Annotated in this window: 18 protein-coding genes; 1 reads left to right on the top strand and 17 read right to left on the bottom strand. The window is 54.2% G+C overall.

The features are described 5' to 3' along the window. Positions 1-84: 84 nt before the first annotated feature. The 15 genes from KP014_RS08290 to KP014_RS08220 all read right to left on the bottom strand — a co-directional run bounded on the left by KP014_RS08290 (position 85) and on the right by KP014_RS08220 (position 14,265). Positions 85-1,224, bottom strand: coding sequence for a glycosyltransferase family 4 protein (locus tag KP014_RS08290; RefSeq protein WP_036591711.1), 1,140 nt, complete (start codon positions 1,222-1,224; stop codon positions 85-87). Then, positions 1,190-2,410, bottom strand: coding sequence for a glycosyltransferase family 4 protein (locus KP014_RS08285; RefSeq protein ID WP_051499645.1), 1,221 nt, complete (start codon positions 2,408-2,410; stop codon positions 1,190-1,192). Before KP014_RS08285 ends, KP014_RS08290 begins: the two co-directional genes overlap by 35 nt. After that, positions 2,400-2,699 (bottom strand): hypothetical protein, encoded by a 300-nt coding sequence (locus tag KP014_RS08280; RefSeq protein WP_036591691.1) that lies wholly within the window; start codon positions 2,697-2,699, stop codon positions 2,400-2,402. The genes KP014_RS08285 and KP014_RS08280 overlap by 11 nt, the downstream gene beginning before the upstream one ends. A gap of 100 nt (positions 2,700-2,799) precedes the next feature. Next, entirely contained in the window at positions 2,800-4,311 is a 1,512-nt protein-coding gene (locus tag KP014_RS08275) for an O-antigen ligase family protein (protein ID WP_246590668.1), read from the bottom strand. 17 nt (positions 4,312-4,328) lie between these two features. Then, on the bottom strand, positions 4,329-5,102 hold the full coding sequence (locus KP014_RS08270) for a WecB/TagA/CpsF family glycosyltransferase (protein WP_036591689.1): 774 nt from the start codon (positions 5,100-5,102) through the stop codon (positions 4,329-4,331). After that, the gene (locus KP014_RS08265) at positions 5,099-6,448 is read right to left on the bottom strand and encodes an O-antigen ligase family protein (RefSeq protein WP_246590667.1); all 1,350 of its coding nucleotides are present in this window, start codon (positions 6,446-6,448) and stop codon (positions 5,099-5,101) included. The genes KP014_RS08270 and KP014_RS08265 overlap by 4 nt, the downstream gene beginning before the upstream one ends. Positions 6,449-6,452: 4 nt before the next feature. Further along, positions 6,453-7,397, bottom strand: a complete 945-nt coding sequence (locus KP014_RS08260; protein WP_036591687.1) for a glycosyltransferase — start codon at positions 7,395-7,397, stop codon at positions 6,453-6,455. A gap of 22 nt (positions 7,398-7,419) precedes the next feature. Then, positions 7,420-8,109 (bottom strand): sugar transferase, encoded by a 690-nt coding sequence (locus KP014_RS08255; RefSeq protein WP_036591684.1) that lies wholly within the window; start codon positions 8,107-8,109, stop codon positions 7,420-7,422. A gap of 59 nt (positions 8,110-8,168) precedes the next feature. Continuing rightward, entirely contained in the window at positions 8,169-9,056 is an 888-nt protein-coding gene (galU, locus tag KP014_RS08250) for a UTP--glucose-1-phosphate uridylyltransferase GalU (RefSeq protein WP_090834511.1), read from the bottom strand. A gap of 92 nt (positions 9,057-9,148) precedes the next feature. Continuing rightward, the gene (locus KP014_RS08245) at positions 9,149-9,787 is read right to left on the bottom strand and encodes a CpsD/CapB family tyrosine-protein kinase (RefSeq protein ID WP_036591680.1); all 639 of its coding nucleotides are present in this window, start codon (positions 9,785-9,787) and stop codon (positions 9,149-9,151) included. Continuing rightward, positions 9,771-10,511, bottom strand: coding sequence for a YveK family protein (locus KP014_RS08240; protein WP_051499643.1), 741 nt, complete (start codon positions 10,509-10,511; stop codon positions 9,771-9,773). The genes KP014_RS08245 and KP014_RS08240 overlap by 17 nt, the downstream gene beginning before the upstream one ends. Before the next feature lie 280 nt (positions 10,512-10,791). Then, positions 10,792-11,427 carry a response regulator gene (locus KP014_RS08235; RefSeq protein ID WP_025688279.1) on the bottom strand — a complete coding sequence of 212 codons (636 nt, stop codon included), beginning with the start codon at positions 11,425-11,427 and terminating at the stop codon, positions 10,792-10,794. Positions 11,428-11,451: 24 nt separating this feature from the next. Further along, positions 11,452-12,978 (bottom strand): sensor histidine kinase, encoded by a 1,527-nt coding sequence (locus KP014_RS08230; RefSeq protein ID WP_246590666.1) that lies wholly within the window; start codon positions 12,976-12,978, stop codon positions 11,452-11,454. Between the two features lie 476 nt (positions 12,979-13,454). Beyond that, a complete protein-coding gene (locus KP014_RS08225; RefSeq protein ID WP_175491922.1) occupies positions 13,455-13,658 on the bottom strand; it encodes a helix-turn-helix transcriptional regulator in 204 nt (67 codons plus the stop codon). Next, complete coding sequence (locus tag KP014_RS08220; RefSeq protein ID WP_175491921.1) at positions 13,624-14,265, bottom strand: AraC family ligand binding domain-containing protein; 642 nt, start codon at positions 14,263-14,265, stop codon at positions 13,624-13,626. The genes KP014_RS08225 and KP014_RS08220 overlap by 35 nt, the downstream gene beginning before the upstream one ends. Before the next feature lie 84 nt (positions 14,266-14,349). Here KP014_RS08220 and KP014_RS08215 point away from each other — a divergent pair, with 84 nt between their 5' ends. Then, positions 14,350-16,305, top strand: a complete 1,956-nt coding sequence (locus KP014_RS08215; protein ID WP_090834509.1) for a beta-N-acetylhexosaminidase — start codon at positions 14,350-14,352, stop codon at positions 16,303-16,305. A gap of 92 nt (positions 16,306-16,397) precedes the next feature. On the opposite strand, the gene KP014_RS08210 is transcribed toward KP014_RS08215, so the two are convergent. Together KP014_RS08210 and KP014_RS08205 are read right to left on the bottom strand one after the other, a co-directional pair. Next, positions 16,398-17,492 carry a Gfo/Idh/MocA family protein gene (locus KP014_RS08210; protein ID WP_036589275.1) on the bottom strand — a complete coding sequence of 365 codons (1,095 nt, stop codon included), beginning with the start codon at positions 17,490-17,492 and terminating at the stop codon, positions 16,398-16,400. After that, positions 17,468-17,809 carry a hypothetical protein gene (locus KP014_RS08205; RefSeq protein WP_051499400.1) on the bottom strand — a complete coding sequence of 114 codons (342 nt, stop codon included), beginning with the start codon at positions 17,807-17,809 and terminating at the stop codon, positions 17,468-17,470. Before KP014_RS08205 ends, KP014_RS08210 begins: the two co-directional genes overlap by 25 nt. Positions 17,810-17,831 lie beyond the last annotated feature (22 nt).

Raw genomic sequence — 17,831 nt, 5'->3', positions numbered from 1 at the left:
ACATTTTATGGAGCAATTTTTGTCAAAAGCGGCTGAATTGCGCTTGCTTGCTTCACAGCTGATATCCGCTCCGCGCCAGCCCTTTCAGGTGCCCGCCAGCAAGCCTCTGTAGTAATCGACGATCTCTTTAACCGTATTTTCGATTACGAAATGTTCCCTTACCCGCTTGATTCCGGCTTCCGCCATTTTCTCCCTCTCCTGGGGATGATCCACCATCCAATTAATGGCTTCCGTAAGTATCGCCGGGTCGCCCGGCTGAATGAGCAGCCCGGTCTCGCCCGGCACGACGATCTCCACCGGCCCTCCCTCGTTGGAGGCAATCACCGGCAGACCCGCCGCCATCCCCTCGACGATCACCTGGCCGAACGGCTCCGGCGTAATCGAGGTATGCACGAGCAGATCCGCCTGCTGCATGAGTCCTTGAATATCCTCCACATGTCCGAGGAGCGTTACATTCGTCAGCTGCTCCCGCTCAATCGTTGCAAGCAGCTTCTTCTTGTACTCGTCTTCGCCGAAGAGAGCGTCGCCCGCAAGCCAGAACTTGATTCGTCCGTTATCCTGAAGCTTCTTCGCCGCTTCCAGCAAAATATGCTGTCCCTTCCACTCAGCCAGACGCCCTACCAGCAGAACGTTGAAATCTTTCTGCTCCCTCCGTCCGGTCCCGCCGCCAATCGCTTTGGCGAAAGCGGAATAAACGACCAACGTCTTCTTGGAACGCGGCAGCTCCAGCGCGCTCAGCGTGGACTTCGAGTTGGCGATAACGCCGTTTGGAAGCAGACGCGAGAGCAGCCGGATGGCTTTCGCGACAACCGGCTTCAGATAAGGCGCGCCAATATGGTCGCGGATATGCCAAATGAGTGGTACTCCGGCCATCTTGGCGGCAACCGTTCCGTAAAGCGCAGATTTAAGGGAATTGGTATGCACGCAGGCTACCCTTTCCTTCTTCAAGAGCGGAGCGAGCTTACGGCCGTAGGCCAACAGCTTCATCGCAGCGGCCGGCGCACCCAGATTGACGGTATTGCGCCCGCGGCTGCGGATGCTCTCGTCGAGCGGAATGATCCGGACGTCGATTCCTTTCTCGCGCAGGCGGTCGGCCAGCGCTCCTTCCTCCGCCAAGATAACGAGCGGATCAACCTGTTCTCCGATATGGGTAAGAATGTTGAACAGCGCCACTTCCCCGCCGCTCCATCTAGCCGTGTGATCGATATACGCTACTCTGAGCATTGAGCGTCTCCCCCTTCCCCATAACCTCTCTGAATACCGACTCCACCTGATCCGCGACATGCTCCCAGGTGTACCTTTCCAGCACATGCTCCCTGCATTCCTCCCGGCTGGGAAGCAGCCTACGGTTGCCCAGCATGTGGGAGATCCCTTCGGCCATGTCCGCAGCCGATGCGCTCTTGAACAGCAGCTCCGGACGGAAATTCTGCAGGATTTCCCGGTTGCCGCCAATCGGCGTCGCCATGACCGGCAGCCCGCTCGCGAGCGCCTCGGTGGTAATCAGTCCAAAGCCCTCCAGAGCTTGCGATGGAACGACGAACAGGTCAGCCGCCTGATAGTACGAAGCCAGCTCATGATCGGGGATATAACCGAGCAGCCTGACCTTGCTTGAGAGCCCGTAGTCGGCGATCCGTTCCTCCAGCTCCGCCCGCAAGGGGCCTTTCCCCCCGATTAACAGAATGGAGTTCGGGAAGCGTTCCGACACAGTGCGCCACGCCTCCAGCAGTTGAAGCAGTCCCATCCGGTTCACCAGTCTGCGGACCGTCAGCACCGTGGTCGCCCCTTCCGGCAGATTCAGCATGCGCCGAACAGCGAGCCGGTTATTAGCCGGGGTGAAGCGGTCGATGTTGGCCGCGCCGGGAATGATGACGATCTTGTCAAGCGGAACGCCATGCAGCGAATGCAGAATATCTCGAAAAGTCTCGCTGAGAACGATGAACTTATCCGCCAGCCGATATGCTTTGCGCTCAATCGATTTGGCGATCGCGGTCTTGACCTGATGCTTGATGCCCTGGCCTTCGATTTTCATCTCCTCGTTCCAGGGCCCGTGAAAGGTCATCACGACTGGAATGCCGCGTTTCTTCGCCTCCAGGGCGGGGCCGACACCGTAAGGAGCGAAATGGGAATACAGGATATCAATCCGTTCCTTCCCGGCGTTCATGAGCTCCGATGCCTTTCTCTGAAAGGCATCCTTTCGCCTCCAGATCGATTCTTTCGGGTCGCCGGCATTGTGGATAAAGAGTTCCTCAGGCGTCTGCGGCTTCTCCTTGCTGCAAATTAGCGCATGCACCCGGTTGCGGGAAGAAAGCTGCTCGCAGACGGACTTATAATAAGTATTGAGCCCGCCGGGCTGCACCGTCGGCCAACTTAGGCCGGTTGACATAATATTCAGTCCGTCACTATAGGACATAGCCTTCCTCTCCTTTCTCCCGCTCTTTCTCCATCTGGCCGGCTCTTAGAGCCCGTAATGCACGTAAGGTTTGAAGCCGACCATGAATTCGCACATGATCCGGGAAGTCTTGACTCTTCGCGATCTGCGCTGAAGACTCCCCGCCTCCATCATGGGCGATAGTCTCTTCGGCGAACGGTTGGCAGGGGTACATCGCCCTGTCAAGCCGGATGATGTCATCTCGGAAAGTATTGACCGCTGGAATCGGGCCATCGCCCGGGCCTACAAGCACGCTTGTCATTGAATCCATGCTGGTTTCCTCCTTTTTCTAACCGTTCGCATTCCGTCTCTTCATGTTCATATAGGAATTCATCGTCGTCTTCATCCATAGCAGACTTTCCGCCCCGTGCTTAGCGGGGGGCAGCCCCGGACTGGGTCGCCGCTTGGGGAGTTTCTTTCTTTCTCCCGTCCATTACCTCTCTGGCGCCAAGACCGAGGCCGATCAGCATCCAGATCAGGTAACCCTTAAGTCCGAGAAAACCGTTGTCTGATACAAGCCCGACCACTGCTCCAGTCCATGCCGCAAGGGCCAGCCTCGCATACAGCTGAAGCCCGTTCGGACCCGTGACTTTGGCAATAATCTGCTTAGCCGCCATGCCAAGCGCACCGAAGAACAACAGACCGCCTGGAGCGCCGAAGGTGAGCATCAGGGCAATGAACCCGTTGTCCATAATGCCGTACTCTCCCAGCTCGCCGCCGTTTCCAAGCTTCGTGCTCTGTCCCACGCTGCCGATCCCCTGGCCTACCGGATTCGATTTGATCGCAGGAATCATGCTTCCCAGCAGATTCAACCGGTCATTATACGAGCGGTCCTCCTTGATCGAAGAGAGGGTCTCCATCCGGGCCGTCAGCCCTTCCGCTCCCGGAAGCTTCGGTACGATCCAGAACAGAGTGAGCGCTACGAACAGCACCTGGATCAGTGTCTTCCATTTTCCTTTGGACGACGAGGAAGCAATGTACACAAGAAGCATAACCAGCAGGAGAAGCCATGCCGCCCGGACCAGCGTGGTCAGCAGACATACCACCACCAGCAGGACACCGATCCAACTGAAGGCCCCCCGCCATCTTTTCTCAAGAATCATCGGCACCAGGGCAAATACGAGAAAGGTTGCGGCGGGGCCTGGCGAATTCAGGGTGGAGAACACTCTGACCTCTAGCGGATGCGGCGTGCCGATCGAATTCATCCCTGAGTTCGTCATCCAGAAGGCGTCCCACGCGGGCACCGACAAATACTGGACAATGCCGTATCCGGCAACCAGAACCGCGATATTGGCATAGCCGCCGAGCAGCTTGTCAATATCGCGGGCCGTAAACGGCGTCACCGCAAAGTATGGCAGCAGCAGCAGCGGAACAAGATAGTTCGTCAGATCGTAGAAAGAACCCATCCCATTCTTCGCAAGCCCAATCAAGGTCGCATAGCCGAGCGGAATCGCGAACAGCAGCAGCAGTCTCATAAAGGGACGGCGGATGGCATGAACCTCGCGCATAACCGGGATGGCCATCGTTACGCCCGTGAGCAGAGGCGCCAGGCTCAGCAGCGATACGGAATGGTAGACCCCTTCACTCCAATCGGCTATACGCCGCAGTTCAGGAGCGATGGCCCAGACGAGCAGTGTGTAGATAACGAGCAGCCGAGGCTTCAGCAGCGCGAACAGAAAAGCCGGGAACAGCAGAGCCGATACCATGGCAAACTGCAGGCTGCTCGATGAGCTGAGCTTCGCGCTGACATATCCGATCATCAGCGGCAGAACCGCACAGACCGCGGTAATAATTCCCGCTGTTGCCAAAGCGCGAAGGTTTCCCGGCTGCATAAGACTGGAACTGCCCGGATGACGGCTGATCATCGTTTCACACACCTCCATTTCTTGGGGATAAGCCTTTATTCAAGGCTCCGTCCATTCGCTTTATCCCGTTTGCGCATCTCCTTGAGCAGAAGGAGCAGAAACTGGGCGTCGTCCACCAAATACCGCTTCCACAGCCTTCCCGGTTCCTGGCTTAGCCGCCAGAACCATTCCAGTCCGCTTTTTTGCATGAAATCCGGCGCCCGCTTGACCGATCCGGACAGAAAATCGAAGGTTGCTCCAACACCAATCGAGATCGGCGCCCGGTAGGATAGATAATGGCGGTAGATCCATTTCTCCTGCTTGGGAGCCCCTACGCCAACGAACACGATATCCGGCCGGGTTTCATTCAGCATCCCGATAATCCGCTCGTTCTCTTCCTTGTTATTCTCGAAGCCGTAGGAAGGAGAATAACAGCCGACAATGTTAATATCCGGGTACGCCGCCTTGAGGTTCTTCGTAGCCCGTTCCGGTACGCCCTCCGCGGAGCCAAGAAAGAACAGCCGGTATTTACGCTGCTGGAACGCATGTCCCAATCTGCTGAAGAGGTCGGCGCCGGACACTTTTTGCTTGAGCGGCTTGCCCAGCATCTTGGAAGCCCAAATGAGGGGCATCCCGTCCGCGACCACAGCGCCCGCTTCAGAGTAGACCGTCCGGAATTCCTTATCCTTGCGCAGCTTGATCACGTGATCCACATTGCAGGTCAGAATGTAGGAATGATTCCTTTCCCGGATCGTAGTATCGATATACTCCAGCAGGTCCATGAAATCATAATTGTTAAAGTTGACATCGAACATGTTCACTTGATTCATCGTATCACTTCTTTTTGTGGGGAATCGGTTGGCTGCGAAGCCCGATACAGGCAGTTCAGGTACCAACAGAACGGAATAATAAATTGGACCGTCGACAGCGTATTATCGGAAAACGAGTAGATCAGAAACGCTGCTATAAAGAGCAGGTAATAGGGCTTTACCGGCGGCGCCAAAGCTCTGTAAACCAGAATAAACACAGCCAACAAGGACAGCAGCAGCAGGATCGAGCCGATATACCCCCCGTCGAAGTAAAACCGGATATATTCGTTGTGGGGAACGACAAACCCTTTATACAGCGTGCCATCGTTGGCCACTGTAACGGCGCCAAGACCTCTTCCCGACAATGGGGAACCCGACGCTTTTTCCAAAAAGTAGGTCCAGGCCTCCGAGCGTCCCGACAGGTCGATTCCATCGCTCGTCTGCCTTTCAAACGAACGTTTTTTGATATTGTCCCACTGCATGAATATCGCGCCGGAAATTACCAGCACCGAGCACAGCAGCGGAATCAGATACCGGGTTTTGCCTTTCAAATAGCGCCGGAAAATGTCGTAGAAGTAATACAGCACCACCGGAAGCAGCGCGAGAAGCGGCCCCCGAGTTCCCGTACCGATCAAAGTCACGAAATTCACGGCCAGCACACTGTAATAGAATCGCTCATGGCCCGGATTCCGCCTGAGTTCAATAAACGGGAGGACCGTTCCAATAAAGGCGAGCATCGCCAGATGCGACGGGATGTTCGCTCCTTGGATCCGCACCGCACCCGTGAATTCCACGTTGAGCATCTGGTGAAGATGGGCCACTTGCAGCAGCGCTCCCACCAGCAGGCTTACCGTCGGCAGAAGGCAGATCATGTAGATATGCCGCTGCGCCACTTCTTTTTTCCAGTTGATCAAGAGAAACATAAACGGAAGCGAAAGTCCAATGAACGCCTTGACCGCAATCGACGTTGTCATCTGGGGCAGCCAGATGGAAAAGGTGAACGTCATGAACACCATCACGGCCAGGGCCCACAGCGGGAAGCTGAGCTTGAAGCGCAGTCCGTTAACCAGAATGCACGGCACAAGCAGCGCCAGCATCGCCAGCTTGTAGAGCGACAATATTTCCATTCCGAACAAGCTTCCATCGTACAAAAAGTTAATCGATACCGCCGTCGTCAGCAGTACGAAATAACTGATGTAATCCGGTCTGGACAGGGATACGACGAGCAGAAGGAGCAGTCCGACAGCGGCAACCGCGATAGCCGGCTCGTATATCACTGCCGTGCCTAGAAACAACGCCGACAGGAGAAACAGCATCCCATACGGCAGAGCATACAATTTGGAAGCCCGGTGGCCGCTTATCATCATCCATTCACCCCGTCGCCGATTCCCGATTTCGATTCCGCAGCATGTGAAGCGTTCCGCGGACGCTCTCCAGCCTGCATTTGTTCAGCAGCTTTCTTCCTTCGTTCCGGGATATCGCAGCCAATACGGAGTCGGCAGCAATATACAGAACTTTAGCCGCTGTCTTGCCCCAAAGGGACAGACTGCCCAGTTGGCCGCTGCTTCCAAGGGCATTGGATAAACCTTGGCTGTAGTACCGCTTCATGATCCAGTCCTCGGTCAAACGGCTTGCCGGGACGAAGTGGTCCACAGCCATCTGCGGGTGATAAAGAACGGATTGCCCTTCTTTCCGAATCTTTCCGAACAGCCAGGTTTCCTCGCCGGACAAAAGCGAGTCTCCCTTGCGTCCAAGCTCCAGCGGAAACAAGCTGACGTTAAAGACTTCGCGCCTCATCGCCATGTTGGCGCCGCAGGGGTGGAACTTGCCCGGGTACTCCTTGATCCGGTTGCCCAGATCCATGATCGTGTAAGGGAACTCGAACGGCTTAATCAGCCAGTTCGGCCTGCCGCTTTCAAAAATAGGAGCAACCTTGCCGCCCATGGCCATCACGAGCGGCCTGCTTTCCAAGGTGTTTACAATCGTCGAAATCCATGTACGGACAGGCAGCGCATCATCATCGAGAAACGCTATGAGCGGCGATTTGGCTGCCAGAATGCCCGCATTGCGGGCGGCCGACAGTCCCTGAACCGGCTCCAGAAGATACTTCATATGGATCATACTTTCGTATTTATCCACGAACCGTTTGACGACGGCTGCCGTATCATCGGTCGAGCGGTTATCAACCACAATGACCTCCGCCTCGTCCAGCATTTCGAGCCCGAGCAGGGAATCCAGCGTTTTGGATAACAGCCCGGCCCGATTGTAGGTGCAAATGATGATAGACAGCCGGGGTACGTTTCCGTGCTCAAACATGGGCATTCACCTAATTTCTGAATTAATAAGCATTTTTCGATCCCAGCAGCATAAGTCCCGTCTTTAAGATAATCTTCATGTCAAGCGCTGTACTCCGCATGCGGATATACGTGAGATCCAGTTGAACCATTTCCTCGAAACCGACGCTGTTGCGCGCGTGAACCTGCCAATAGCCCGTGCAGCCCGGCGTTACAGTCAGCCGCTGCTTGTCGTACTCCGAGTACTGCGCCACTTCATCGGGAAGAGGCGGCCGGGGACCGACCAGGCTCATGTTGCCGACCAGCACATTCCAGAGTTGGGGAAGCTCGTCAATGCTTGTCTTGCGCAGAAACTTCCCTATCTTTGTAATGCGGGGATCGTTCTTCATCTTGAACATCGCCCCGCTGACCTCGTTGTAAGCCATGAGATTCTTCTTCAGCTCCTCGGCATTCGAGATCATGGACCTGAACTTGTACATCTCAAACGGCTTCTCGTCCTTGCCGACACGGGTCTGGCGGAAGAACACTTTTCCTTTCGGGTCATCCAGTTTGATCAGTACGGCGATTACAGCGAACAGGGGGAGCAGCAAGAATAGACACAGAGCGGAAAAAAGAATGTCGATTACCCGCTTCACTACCAGGTAGGAATTGGTTTCCTGCGCTTCATCGGCATGCAGCACGTAAAGATTCGACAGAATCGGCTTAGCGTCATCCGGCATTTTTGGCATGCTCATTTCCCTCTCAATCCTCCTTGAAAGAATAGCCCGTAAAATAGATGTTGCACTTCAATCCGTTAGCTGGTGGCTTGTTCCGCCTTGCTAAGCCATGCCGCCATGGCATCCATGAGAGGATAGCGCAAATCCTTGCTCTCTAAAGCGAACTCCAGCGTCGTCAAAATGTAACCAAGCCGTTCTCCGACGTCGTATCTCGTTCCATCGAAATTGTAGGCATAGACCCGTTCGCTCTGATTCAGCTTCTGGATCGCGTCGGTCAGCTGGATTTCGCCTCCGGCGCCCTTTTCCTGCAAATCAAGATATTTAAAGATCTTCGGCGTGAACACGTAGCGGCCCATAATCGCCAGATTGGAAGGTGCGGTTCCAAGCGGCGGCTTCTCAACAAAGTTGTGAACTCGGTACAGACGGCCGTCCTGCAAATCCGGCTCGATAATGCCGTACCGGTTGGTGAATTCGTCCGGAATTTCCTGTACACCGATAACTGAGTTCTGCGTTTCCTCATACTGGTCGATCAGTTGTTTGAGGCATGGCGTCTGTCCGGTAACAATATCGTCCCCGAGCATTACGCCGAACGGCTCGTCGCCGATGAACCGTCTGGCGCACCAGACCGCATGTCCCAATCCTTTGGGTTCTTTTTGGCGGATGTAGTGAATTTCAACTTTGGATGAACGCTGCACCTCCTGCAGCAGTTCGAGCTTGCCATCCTCAAGCAGCCGCGACTCCAGCTCGAAGGCGTTGTCGAAATGATCTTCAATGGCCCGCTTTCCTTTACCGGTTACGATAATAATATCTTCGATACCGGAAGCGATCGCTTCCTCCACAATGTACTGAATAGTAGGCTTGTTGATGATGGGAAGCATTTCCTTCGGCATCGCTTTTGTTGCGGGAAGAAAACGGGTCCCCAGTCCGGCTGCGGGAATAATTACCTTTTTCACTTTTTTCATCATCCATGCCTCCTAAAAGTTTTGTTAGCATACGCTTCTTCGAACAACTCCGTAAATTTGCTTCGAAAGCATATGCTCAGCTCATTGTTTTGAAATCACTTGACTTGATTTATGGCAATACCGAGAATGGTTGTCCCGGATTGTTCCATCAGTGTCTTGACCTTGCGGATCGAATCCCGCTTCGACTTGCCGTAACGGGCAATGATGATAACGCCGTCCGTGAGCGGCGCAAGCACCCGGGCATCGCTGTATTCCACCGCCGGGGGCGTGTCCAGCAGAACGAGATCATGGGTTCCTTTCAGTTCCTCCAGCAGCTCCGTCATCTTGGCGTTTCCCAGCAGATCAGGCGGACTGACGGATGAGGCTCCTGCCGTCACGATGGTTAGATTGGCGAGATTGCCGTACACGCTGATCTTGCCTGCCTCCTTCTGGCCGCTCAGACAGTCAGCCAACCCTTCGCCATTCTCCACTCCGAACACTGTATGAAGGCCGGGGCTGCGCAAGTTGCAATCCACAACTGCGACCTTCTTGCCGTCCTGCACAAAGGATACGGCGAGATTGGCCAGAACGGTCGTCTTTCCCTCCCCCGCCCCGCCGGATGTGAAGAGCAGCGATTTTCCTCCGCCCTGCAGCAGCCCGAGCTGACGGATGTAGGTGCGAAGCGAGCGGAATGATTCAGACACATGCGACTGTGGATTTCGTTCGGCTATGAGGCTGTTACTTAACCGCAGCATACGCTCCCTCCCCTACTCTTGCTTTGTTGTCTCCATCCTTGCCGAGGTCGCGTTTGCGGATGACCGGAATGGTTCCGATGACCGGAAGACCAAACTCGTGCACCGCCTCCTTCTCGGAGCGAAGGGAGCCGTTCAACGTCTCCAGCAGCAGGATAATACCTAGAGCCGCCATCAGCGATACGACAAAGCTGATTATCAGATTCATCGTAAATCCAGCGTTTATCGGCCCAGGAACATCTTTCGGATCCGCAGGAGTGAGGAAGTTGACATTGTTCAGATTCATCAATTCCGGCAGGGTGCGAATGAAAGTCTGCGATACGGCATTGGCGATGCCGGCTGCCTTTGCATAACTTTTATCTTCCACACTGAGATTGATGATCTGGCTTCCCTCCGAAGATCTGATGGTTACCTTGGAGCTAAGCCCGTCGCCCGTAAGCCCGAATTCCGGATGTGCAGCGGCGACACGGTCCATAATGGCCGGCGATTTAATGATTTCCTTGTAACTTCCGATCAAATTGAGACTGAAATTCAGATTATTCAGGTTATTGCCTTCCGGCAGATCAGCGGCGTTGTTCACCAGCAGCTGCGCAGATGCGGAATAGACGGGAACCACGTAATTCTTGCTGACATAATAGGTGGTGCTGCAGGAGATCAGTACGAACAGCACGATGAGCCATAACCTTTTTTTGATCAGATTCAGGTAATCCAAAATCGTCTTTTCCACAGCGATCCTCCTTCCGTTGGATTTTGAAAGACTTCTGAAAGTTTCAGATAACTTGCTTTAATTCTAACAATCCACATTTTTCGGGGCATGGTCCCTACCATTACTTTCGTTTTCACTTTTGAATAAAGAAAATTTCCACTTTAGGGCAATTCATGGTATACTTTAGTACCATAAGGTATGAAGCTGTGCTGACACGCAGCTGCCGAAATTTGCCGAAAAATAAAAAAAGCACGGACAAGTTGTCCGTGCTTGTAAATATGGAATTTCCTTCGCCTGCCGATTATTCGACAGACATCTCGTATTTGGTTAACCCGACCGCGTTCGCGTAAAGCGCGGCCTGGGTTCGGTCCGCAACCTGAAGCTTGGCCAAAATTTGACTGACATGCTTCTTGACCGTGAATTCGCTGATGAAGAGCCGGGAAGCAATCTCCCGGTTGCAGGCGCCCTGCCCCAGCTCGATCAGCACTTCCCGTTCCTTGGGCGTCAATTCATCCGTCGGACCCTTGCCGCTCATTCTCATCTTGTCTTCCATCAGACCGGGATCGTAATACTTCCTGCCCTTGTAGACCAGTTGAATGGCAAACAGCAGCTCCTCCGGCAGCGCCTCTTTTAATACATAGCCATCGACCAGCACTTCCTCCGCTTTCAGGAAATCTTCCCGGCTCGCCGACGATGTCAGTAAGATGAACTTGCTTTCGATTCCGCGTCTGCGCGCCGCCTTGATCACATCAATCCCAGACTCGTCGGCAAGCTTCAAATCGATCAGCACCAAATCAGGGCGCACCTCTTCAAAGACGCGCAGAGCCTCTTCGCCGTTCGTTGCTTCGCCCGCAAATTTTAAATTGGGCTGCATGGAAATAACTGCTGCCAGCCCTCTTCTCACGAGGGGGTGATCATCCACAATGACGATTTCCATAATGCAAAGACCTCCTATCATCCTTTATGCGTTCTTTAATTCAACCACGCCTACCGGAATTGAAATCAGAATCTGGGTACCTGCATTTTCGTTGCTGGATAACTGGAAATCACCGCCAAGGGAACTTGCTAAATGCTGCATATTCTTCATTCCGAGTCCGCTTGTCCCTTCTTCCGAACGGGTCCACAGCAGATCGGTGTCGAAGCCGATGCCATCGTCGCGAATAGCCAGTCCGATCCATCTTGGCTTCAAGGTCAGCTCAACCTCAATATTGCCGGCGCCGCCGTGACGAATGGCATTGCCGGTCGCTTCGGATATAATCCGGAAAAGCGCTTTGTGATAAGGGTAGGGCAGGCTGAAGTCGTCGCCCTTCACTTTGAAATCAATCTCGACATCATTCAATCTCGACAAACTTTTCAGATGCGATCTTACCATACCGAGCCAGGTCGGTCCGCCGCTTTTCTTGGAACTCAAACTGTAAATGGTAATCCTCAGTTCCTTGGCAGCCTTGGTCGCCGAATCATGGATCAGCTCAATCTGCTCCTCCAGCTGGGAGGGCGTCATTTTTCGGCAGGCCTGCTTGAGGGAATGAGCCGCATACACGATGCCGAACAGGCTCTGCGAGACGCTGTCATGCATTTCATCGGCAATCCGATTCTGCTCATTGGTTACAATTAGGCGGTTCTCGGTAACGCTCAGCTCATGGCGCTCCAGCGTAATCGCGCTGAGCTCCGCCAGGAACATCAGCTGCTGGATGTACCATCTCCGGCCCTCCAGTCCCTCATGCGCTTCAAGCTTTACTCCGATGACACCCACAAACCGGGTACTCATCCGAACCGGCATCAGCAGCATGTCGCCGAATCCGGGAATACTTCTGAATATCGGCTCCTTCTGACGCCGCCATTCAGGCTCGTATTTCTTGAGCTCCCCGAATAGAGATTCTTCTTCTTCGGGCAGCCAACCGGTCTGGCGGCTCACAAGCGACGGCCCCCCGCTGCTGCCCGCGAACCAGAACAGCGCTTTGTTAAGCTTCGTCAGCTTGAGGGCATAGTCGGTAATCACCTGTCCGATATTCATAAAATCATGCTCGCTTGAGGTTTCCACGATGTGATACAGCGATTTGATATGCTCAAGCATTTCGTCCGTGCGCGCCTCGGCCTCCTCCCGCTGCCGCCTAAGCTTCAAAAGCAGCTGCATGAAGGTCGCCGTAAGCGCAAGGGCCAGGAACAGATTTCCGTTGTCCAGCAGAATGGAGGCTAATGTGTCGTCCGCCGATTTATAAAAAAAATAGCAAAATCCAAGAAAAATGGCAAAATAGCCAGTCAGCAGGCTCCAGCAAAAATAAAAAGACAAGGAACCCGCCGCAATCAAAATGGGATTAAGCGAATACAGCTTGAACGGGCTGTTGTATCCGCCTGTACCAATGGCCAGCAGAAGGATCAGCAGCATCTCGATGCTAACCGACACCATAACGGCATGCGGCCTGTGCCGGAAACTCCAAAAAAAGGCGGTAAACAGATGAGCCAGCAGGCCCAGCGCCAAGATGATCAAAATTTTATAAACGAGGGCAGGACCCGTGCGCGTTACCAAGAACATCAGCGAAGTAAGTAACAGTGATAAGTACCTGAAAAATGTAATCATACGATCTTCCGCAGATAACCTGATATTCATCCCACCACCCAATTCTCCAAATTTGTGGAAAATGCGAGCTTTTACCTGCCTTTAAACCGCTGTGTTAAATGCATCATACAAAAGAAAGATGACAATAACAAGTTACCTTTCTACCTGATAACGGTTACATGCTTAAAAATTAAGGATATTTTTTTTATTTTTCCCTGTTTAATTCAATCAAAAATGGGGTATAGGAGAATAATTTGGAAATAAAAATTGAATTTTATGTCAGCTAAACTGCCATTGCATTTCCACACTGCATAAGGAGATCCTAACCGGCACATTTGCAGGCACATGATGAAATCCGGGTGCCGGAAGCGGCGCAAAATGTTCAAGCAAATATCCGAGCTCAGTACTCACACATTGCCCCGGCTTTCCTGCGGAGAGATTCCCATGTATTTCTTGAACAGCCTTGAAAAATAAAAGGGATCATTGTAATGCAGCATGCCTGAAATTTCTTGCACCTGCAAAGGGGTGTTGAGCAGCAGATTCTTGGCCTCGGCCATCTTCAGCCGGTGAATATACTCATGAAGGGGATAGCCGCTGCTGCGGCGCACCATCCTGCGAAGCGTCGAATTCCCCGTAAATGCAGGAATGCAGATCCTCGCGGATGAGCTGCATGCTGTCTTCGGCATCGGGGCGGCCGTTCTCTCCCAGACCGCAGCAATCCAGGAGCATCCCTTCCAGCGCCAGTGCCGCCCTGTCGGCATCGCGGGGGTTCCCCCCCTCCATCCACTCCATCACTTCTTCGAATCTCGCCCCGAGATGATGCGTTTCCTCTACCCGAAAGACGGTTCCTTCCACCAAAAGTCCCGCCTCTCTCCATTCCTTTATCCGGCTGCCTGTAAAATTGATATAATACTCGTCCCAGTTCCCATCTGGCGAGGGACCGAAATCATAGATGCACCCCGGCCGGAAAAAGAAGAGACTTCCGTCCCGAACAGGTTGCCGTCTTCCTCCGTTCTCGGCGTAAGTGCCGGCGCCGGCTGCTACATAGACGAAGGCCCAATGAGGAAACGTTACACCCATACGGAACAGCGTTCTTCCCGGGAGATGACCGACCTGGCCCACCCGAATCGATTGGAGCTTCAGCTTGGAGGCCTCCACCTTCGGATCAATGATTCTTATTGGATACGGACTGATCATATAATCCATGAGCTTGGACATGATTTGCATTCCTCCCCTCGTTTAGGAGTGTTATGTTTATTCTAGATATGAACATATTCTACATGATCGTGAGGTGGCACACCATTGTCCAATCCTTACCAGAACCTGCTTCTGCTTCCCGTTCCCAAAGAACTAGTCTTCCTGCCCGGATTCTGCCGGATTTCCCGAGGTGAACGAATCGCGCTTGCCGGACCCGGCGACAAACCGGCCCTGCCGGCGGCCAGAAGATTGCAGGATGCCGTGTCACATGTCCTGGGTCTGAATCTGCCATTGTCCATCGGTGCCTCGCCCGGCTCTTCCTGCGCCTTCATTTTCTCTCTGGATTCCAGCTTGGGAGAGCAGACCTATGAGCTCTCCGTGACTGAAACCGGAGTTCGGGTGACTTACGGCTCTCCGCAAGCAGCTTATTATGCCGTCGCCACGCTGAAGCAGCTGATTGCGCAGACAGGGGGCGATCTTCCTTGCCTGCATATCACCGACGAACCTGACTTTCCGGCAAGAGGGCTGATGATCGACATTAGCAGGAATAAAATCCCAAATCCTCAGACGCTGCGGCGGATTGTGGATCTTATGGCCGATCTGAAACTGAACCAACTGCAGCTATATATAGAAGGAATGCCCTTCAACTACGAATCATTTCCAGGCATCTGTGATTTGGAAACCCCGATTAGCGGCGAGGAGATCCTGGAGCTTGACGAATACTGCCGTGAACGCTGTATCGAGCTCGTGCCTAATCAGAACAGCTTCGGCCACATGGAGGGTTGGCTGTCCCGGCCGGAGTTCAATCATCTGGCGGAAATCCCGGAAGGCTTCGTGCAGCAGGAAGGACTGTACGATGCCGATCTGTTCCCAAGCGGTCTCGCAATGCGGCCGGGAACCTTCTATCCGGAAGCGCCTGAAGTAACTGATCTGCTTGAACAAATGTACGACGATCTGCTGCCTTACTTCAGCTCCGGAATGTTCAACGTAGGCTGCGATGAAACCTATGAGCTCGGCATGGGCCGAAGCAAAGGCGCCGCGGAGTCCCTTGGCAAAGGCAAGCTGTATCTGTCCTTTCTGCTGAGAATCGCGGAGCTCGTCCGAAAGCGCGGCAAGACGATGCAGTTCTGGGGCGACATTATTATCCAGCACCCGGAGCTGATTCCCCATCTGCCGAAGGATATCATCGCCATGGAATGGGGATACAGCGCGGAACATCCGTTTGAAGCCGATACGCAAAAATTCCGCGACGCCGGCATCCCCTTCTATGTATGCCCCGGCACCAGCTCATGGAATTCCGTCACCGGCCGCACCGATAATATGCTGGCCAATCTGAAGAGTGCGGCCATTCATGGCAAGAAGAACGGCGCCATCGGCTACCTGATCACCGATTGGGGCGACAATGGACACTGGCAGCATCTTCCCGTAAGCTATGCCGGATTTGTGTACGGCGGGTCCCTTGCCTGGAGTGCCGAAGCGAGCCTTGAGGCCGATATCGCTGGCTATATGGATCGGTTCCTGTTCTCCGACGCTTCGGGACAGACCGGCAGACTGCTGCTGGATCTCGGCAACTACTACAAGCTGGAATCCGGCATTTCCCGTCCCAATGATACCGAGATGTCCATGCTGCTGCGCAGCGATCTCGACAACATGCGCCTGACGGATAAGCTTCCGGACGAAAATCTGCATAGGCTTGAAGCTTATATGCAAGAAATCGAAGAGCGGCTGGGCAGCCTTTCCCCGCGCTGCGATGATGCCGATCTGGTCCTGGAGGAGCTGCAGGGTGGCGTGCATTTCATCAGGCATGCCATCAGACTTGCCTTCATGAAGCGCCGGCTCGCGGCAGAGGATTCGGTACGGCCTGCAGAGATAAGAGAGCTGAGAAATAATCTCGACCTGCTCCTGCATCATTACAAGCTGTTATGGTGTCAGCGTAACCGGATGGGCGGCCTAGAGCAAAGCGTCTCCAGGCTGGTTCGGCTTCGCAGCCAGTACGAAGAGTTGGAAGCCTCGCTTGCCGCCGGAAGCGCCGGCCCGAGATCACCAGAAGCCCGGGACTAAAAGCTCGGGGCCTAAGCTTCTGCCCATTGAACAAAAGCGCCCTGTCCTTCATGGCCGTAAAGGCTCATATAGGACAGGGCGCTTTTCGTTTCTTATCGGCTGCCTTGGGCAGATGCCCAAGGCTGGGTCTGCGTAGCGACAGGAGCGCCGGTGGCTGCGGCCCGCTGCATCTCCATCGCCAGATAATAGTCTTGACAGCCTTCAGCCAGACTGTAAAAAGAAGGACCGCCCCGCACATAGTCCCCCATTCTCGCCAGACTTTCGGCGACGGCAATTTCATCGTCGGACAGCCGGGCCGGGGCATGGGAATTCACATACAGCCACTCCCCGCAGCCCATAATGCCTTTTAAATGAAAGCCTTCCAGATTCCCGCCATGCCCGGCGTCTACCCGGCGCAGCTTGTCGTAAATCGGAACATCGAAGGTTGGCAGCCATGAGATTTCATCATTCACGATCTCCCCGCGCTCGCCGCGGACAAGAATCCGGCTTCGCCGAATCCATGAGAAATACTGGTCCTCCGTAAAATCCAGCACACCCAGTTTGCTCCCGAAATCCAGTGTGGCGATGATCTGCTTCGACTCCGTCAGTTCCTCTGAGAGCGGCGGACCGCTGCGGCCCGGACTCTTGATAATTGGCGAAGTGAACACCTGCGCGCGGATGACGGCATTCTCAAAACCGATACCCAGCAGCCTGCGGATCAGGCTGATCCCGTGATAGTCATGAGCAGCGGATACCTGAGCCTGACTGACCCCGCCCAGTCTTCCGGAACGCGCAAGCCGAATTCTGGCCGCATGGATCGGCTGGAACGCATACTGCTCGGCAATCTGGATTTGGGCCGAGCCTCCCACCCGCTCCCATAGGCGGAGCAGGCCTTCCGCCCCGTCAGCGGGAGGCGTTTCAGCCAGCACCGGGATACCGGCGTCAGCCAGCTTCTCGATGAATTCCGCATTAGCCGAACGTTTGACGCTGATGACAGCGAAGGAACAGTCATTCCGGCATACAGCGATGAATTCTTCGAGCGAAGTGAACGTCTTAACGCCCCATTGAGCCTGCAGCTTATCCGCCTTCCCCTGGTCTCTCACAAAGACTGCCCTTACGGCAAACCGCTCCGGCAGCGCTTCGGCTATCCGCAGAAAGAATTCCGCCCTCCAGCCTCCGCCGATTAGTCCGAATTCGACTTTGTCCATTTGTACGGCTCCTTCCCATGCCTTCGCTCCTCCCGGAATGCCGAGAGCAGCTCTTCGTATTGATTCTCCAGCATCTCTCTTTCCAAGGCTTCCGCTTCCTCTCGCCCGGCTGCCCATACGCTGCTTTCTTCATCTTCAAAAATACGCCATAAATCGGAGAACAAATAGCCGCGGATCTCCACCAATACACCGTCCCGGCGGCCTCCCGACCAGCACAGGCCCTCCGGCGTTCTAACCAGCGTCCGTCCGTCTGGAGTAGACGCCTTCTGCCCCACCCGGATGTTCATCAGCATTTGGCCGAACGTATGCCATTCCATCCTTGTTCCCCTTTCTAGCAGC

Source organism: Paenibacillus sophorae, assembly GCF_018966525.1.
In the GTDB taxonomy this organism is placed as follows: Bacteria; Bacillota; Bacilli; order Paenibacillales; family Paenibacillaceae; genus Paenibacillus_AQ; species Paenibacillus_AQ sophorae.
The sequence above is the reverse complement of the archived record's forward strand: the minus strand, read 5'-3'. Positions and strand labels throughout refer to the sequence as shown.

What these genes read in the sequence shown, in the direction of transcription:
- KP014_RS08290 (WP_036591711.1), bottom strand. Translation starts at nt 1,224, where the DNA reads ATGCTCAGAGTAGCGTATATCGATCACACGGCTAGATGGAGCGGCGGG.
- KP014_RS08285 (WP_051499645.1), bottom strand. Translation starts at nt 2,410, where the DNA reads ATGTCCTATAGTGACGGACTGAATATTATGTCAACCGGCCTAAGTTGG.
- KP014_RS08280 (WP_036591691.1), bottom strand. Translation starts at nt 2,699, where the DNA reads ATGGATTCAATGACAAGCGTGCTTGTAGGCCCGGGCGATGGCCCGATT.
- KP014_RS08275 (WP_246590668.1), bottom strand. Translation starts at nt 4,311, where the DNA reads ATGGAGGTGTGTGAAACGATGATCAGCCGTCATCCGGGCAGTTCCAGT.
- KP014_RS08270 (WP_036591689.1), bottom strand. Translation starts at nt 5,102, where the DNA reads ATGAATCAAGTGAACATGTTCGATGTCAACTTTAACAATTATGATTTC.
- KP014_RS08265 (WP_246590667.1), bottom strand. Translation starts at nt 6,448, where the DNA reads ATGATGATAAGCGGCCACCGGGCTTCCAAATTGTATGCTCTGCCGTAT.
- KP014_RS08260 (WP_036591687.1), bottom strand. Translation starts at nt 7,397, where the DNA reads ATGTTTGAGCACGGAAACGTACCCCGGCTGTCTATCATCATTTGCACC.
- KP014_RS08255 (WP_036591684.1), bottom strand. Translation starts at nt 8,109, where the DNA reads ATGAGCATGCCAAAAATGCCGGATGACGCTAAGCCGATTCTGTCGAAT.
- galU (WP_090834511.1), bottom strand. Translation starts at nt 9,056, where the DNA reads ATGATGAAAAAAGTGAAAAAGGTAATTATTCCCGCAGCCGGACTGGGG.
- KP014_RS08245 (WP_036591680.1), bottom strand. Translation starts at nt 9,787, where the DNA reads ATGCTGCGGTTAAGTAACAGCCTCATAGCCGAACGAAATCCACAGTCG.
- KP014_RS08235 (WP_025688279.1), bottom strand. Translation starts at nt 11,427, where the DNA reads ATGGAAATCGTCATTGTGGATGATCACCCCCTCGTGAGAAGAGGGCTG.
- KP014_RS08225 (WP_175491922.1), bottom strand. Translation starts at nt 13,658, where the DNA reads ATGGTGCGCCGCAGCAGCGGCTATCCCCTTCATGAGTATATTCACCGG.
- KP014_RS08220 (WP_175491921.1), bottom strand. Translation starts at nt 14,265, where the DNA reads ATGTCCAAGCTCATGGATTATATGATCAGTCCGTATCCAATAAGAATC.
- KP014_RS08210 (WP_036589275.1), bottom strand. Translation starts at nt 17,492, where the DNA reads ATGGACAAAGTCGAATTCGGACTAATCGGCGGAGGCTGGAGGGCGGAA.
- KP014_RS08205 (WP_051499400.1), bottom strand. Translation starts at nt 17,809, where the DNA reads ATGGAATGGCATACGTTCGGCCAAATGCTGATGAACATCCGGGTGGGG.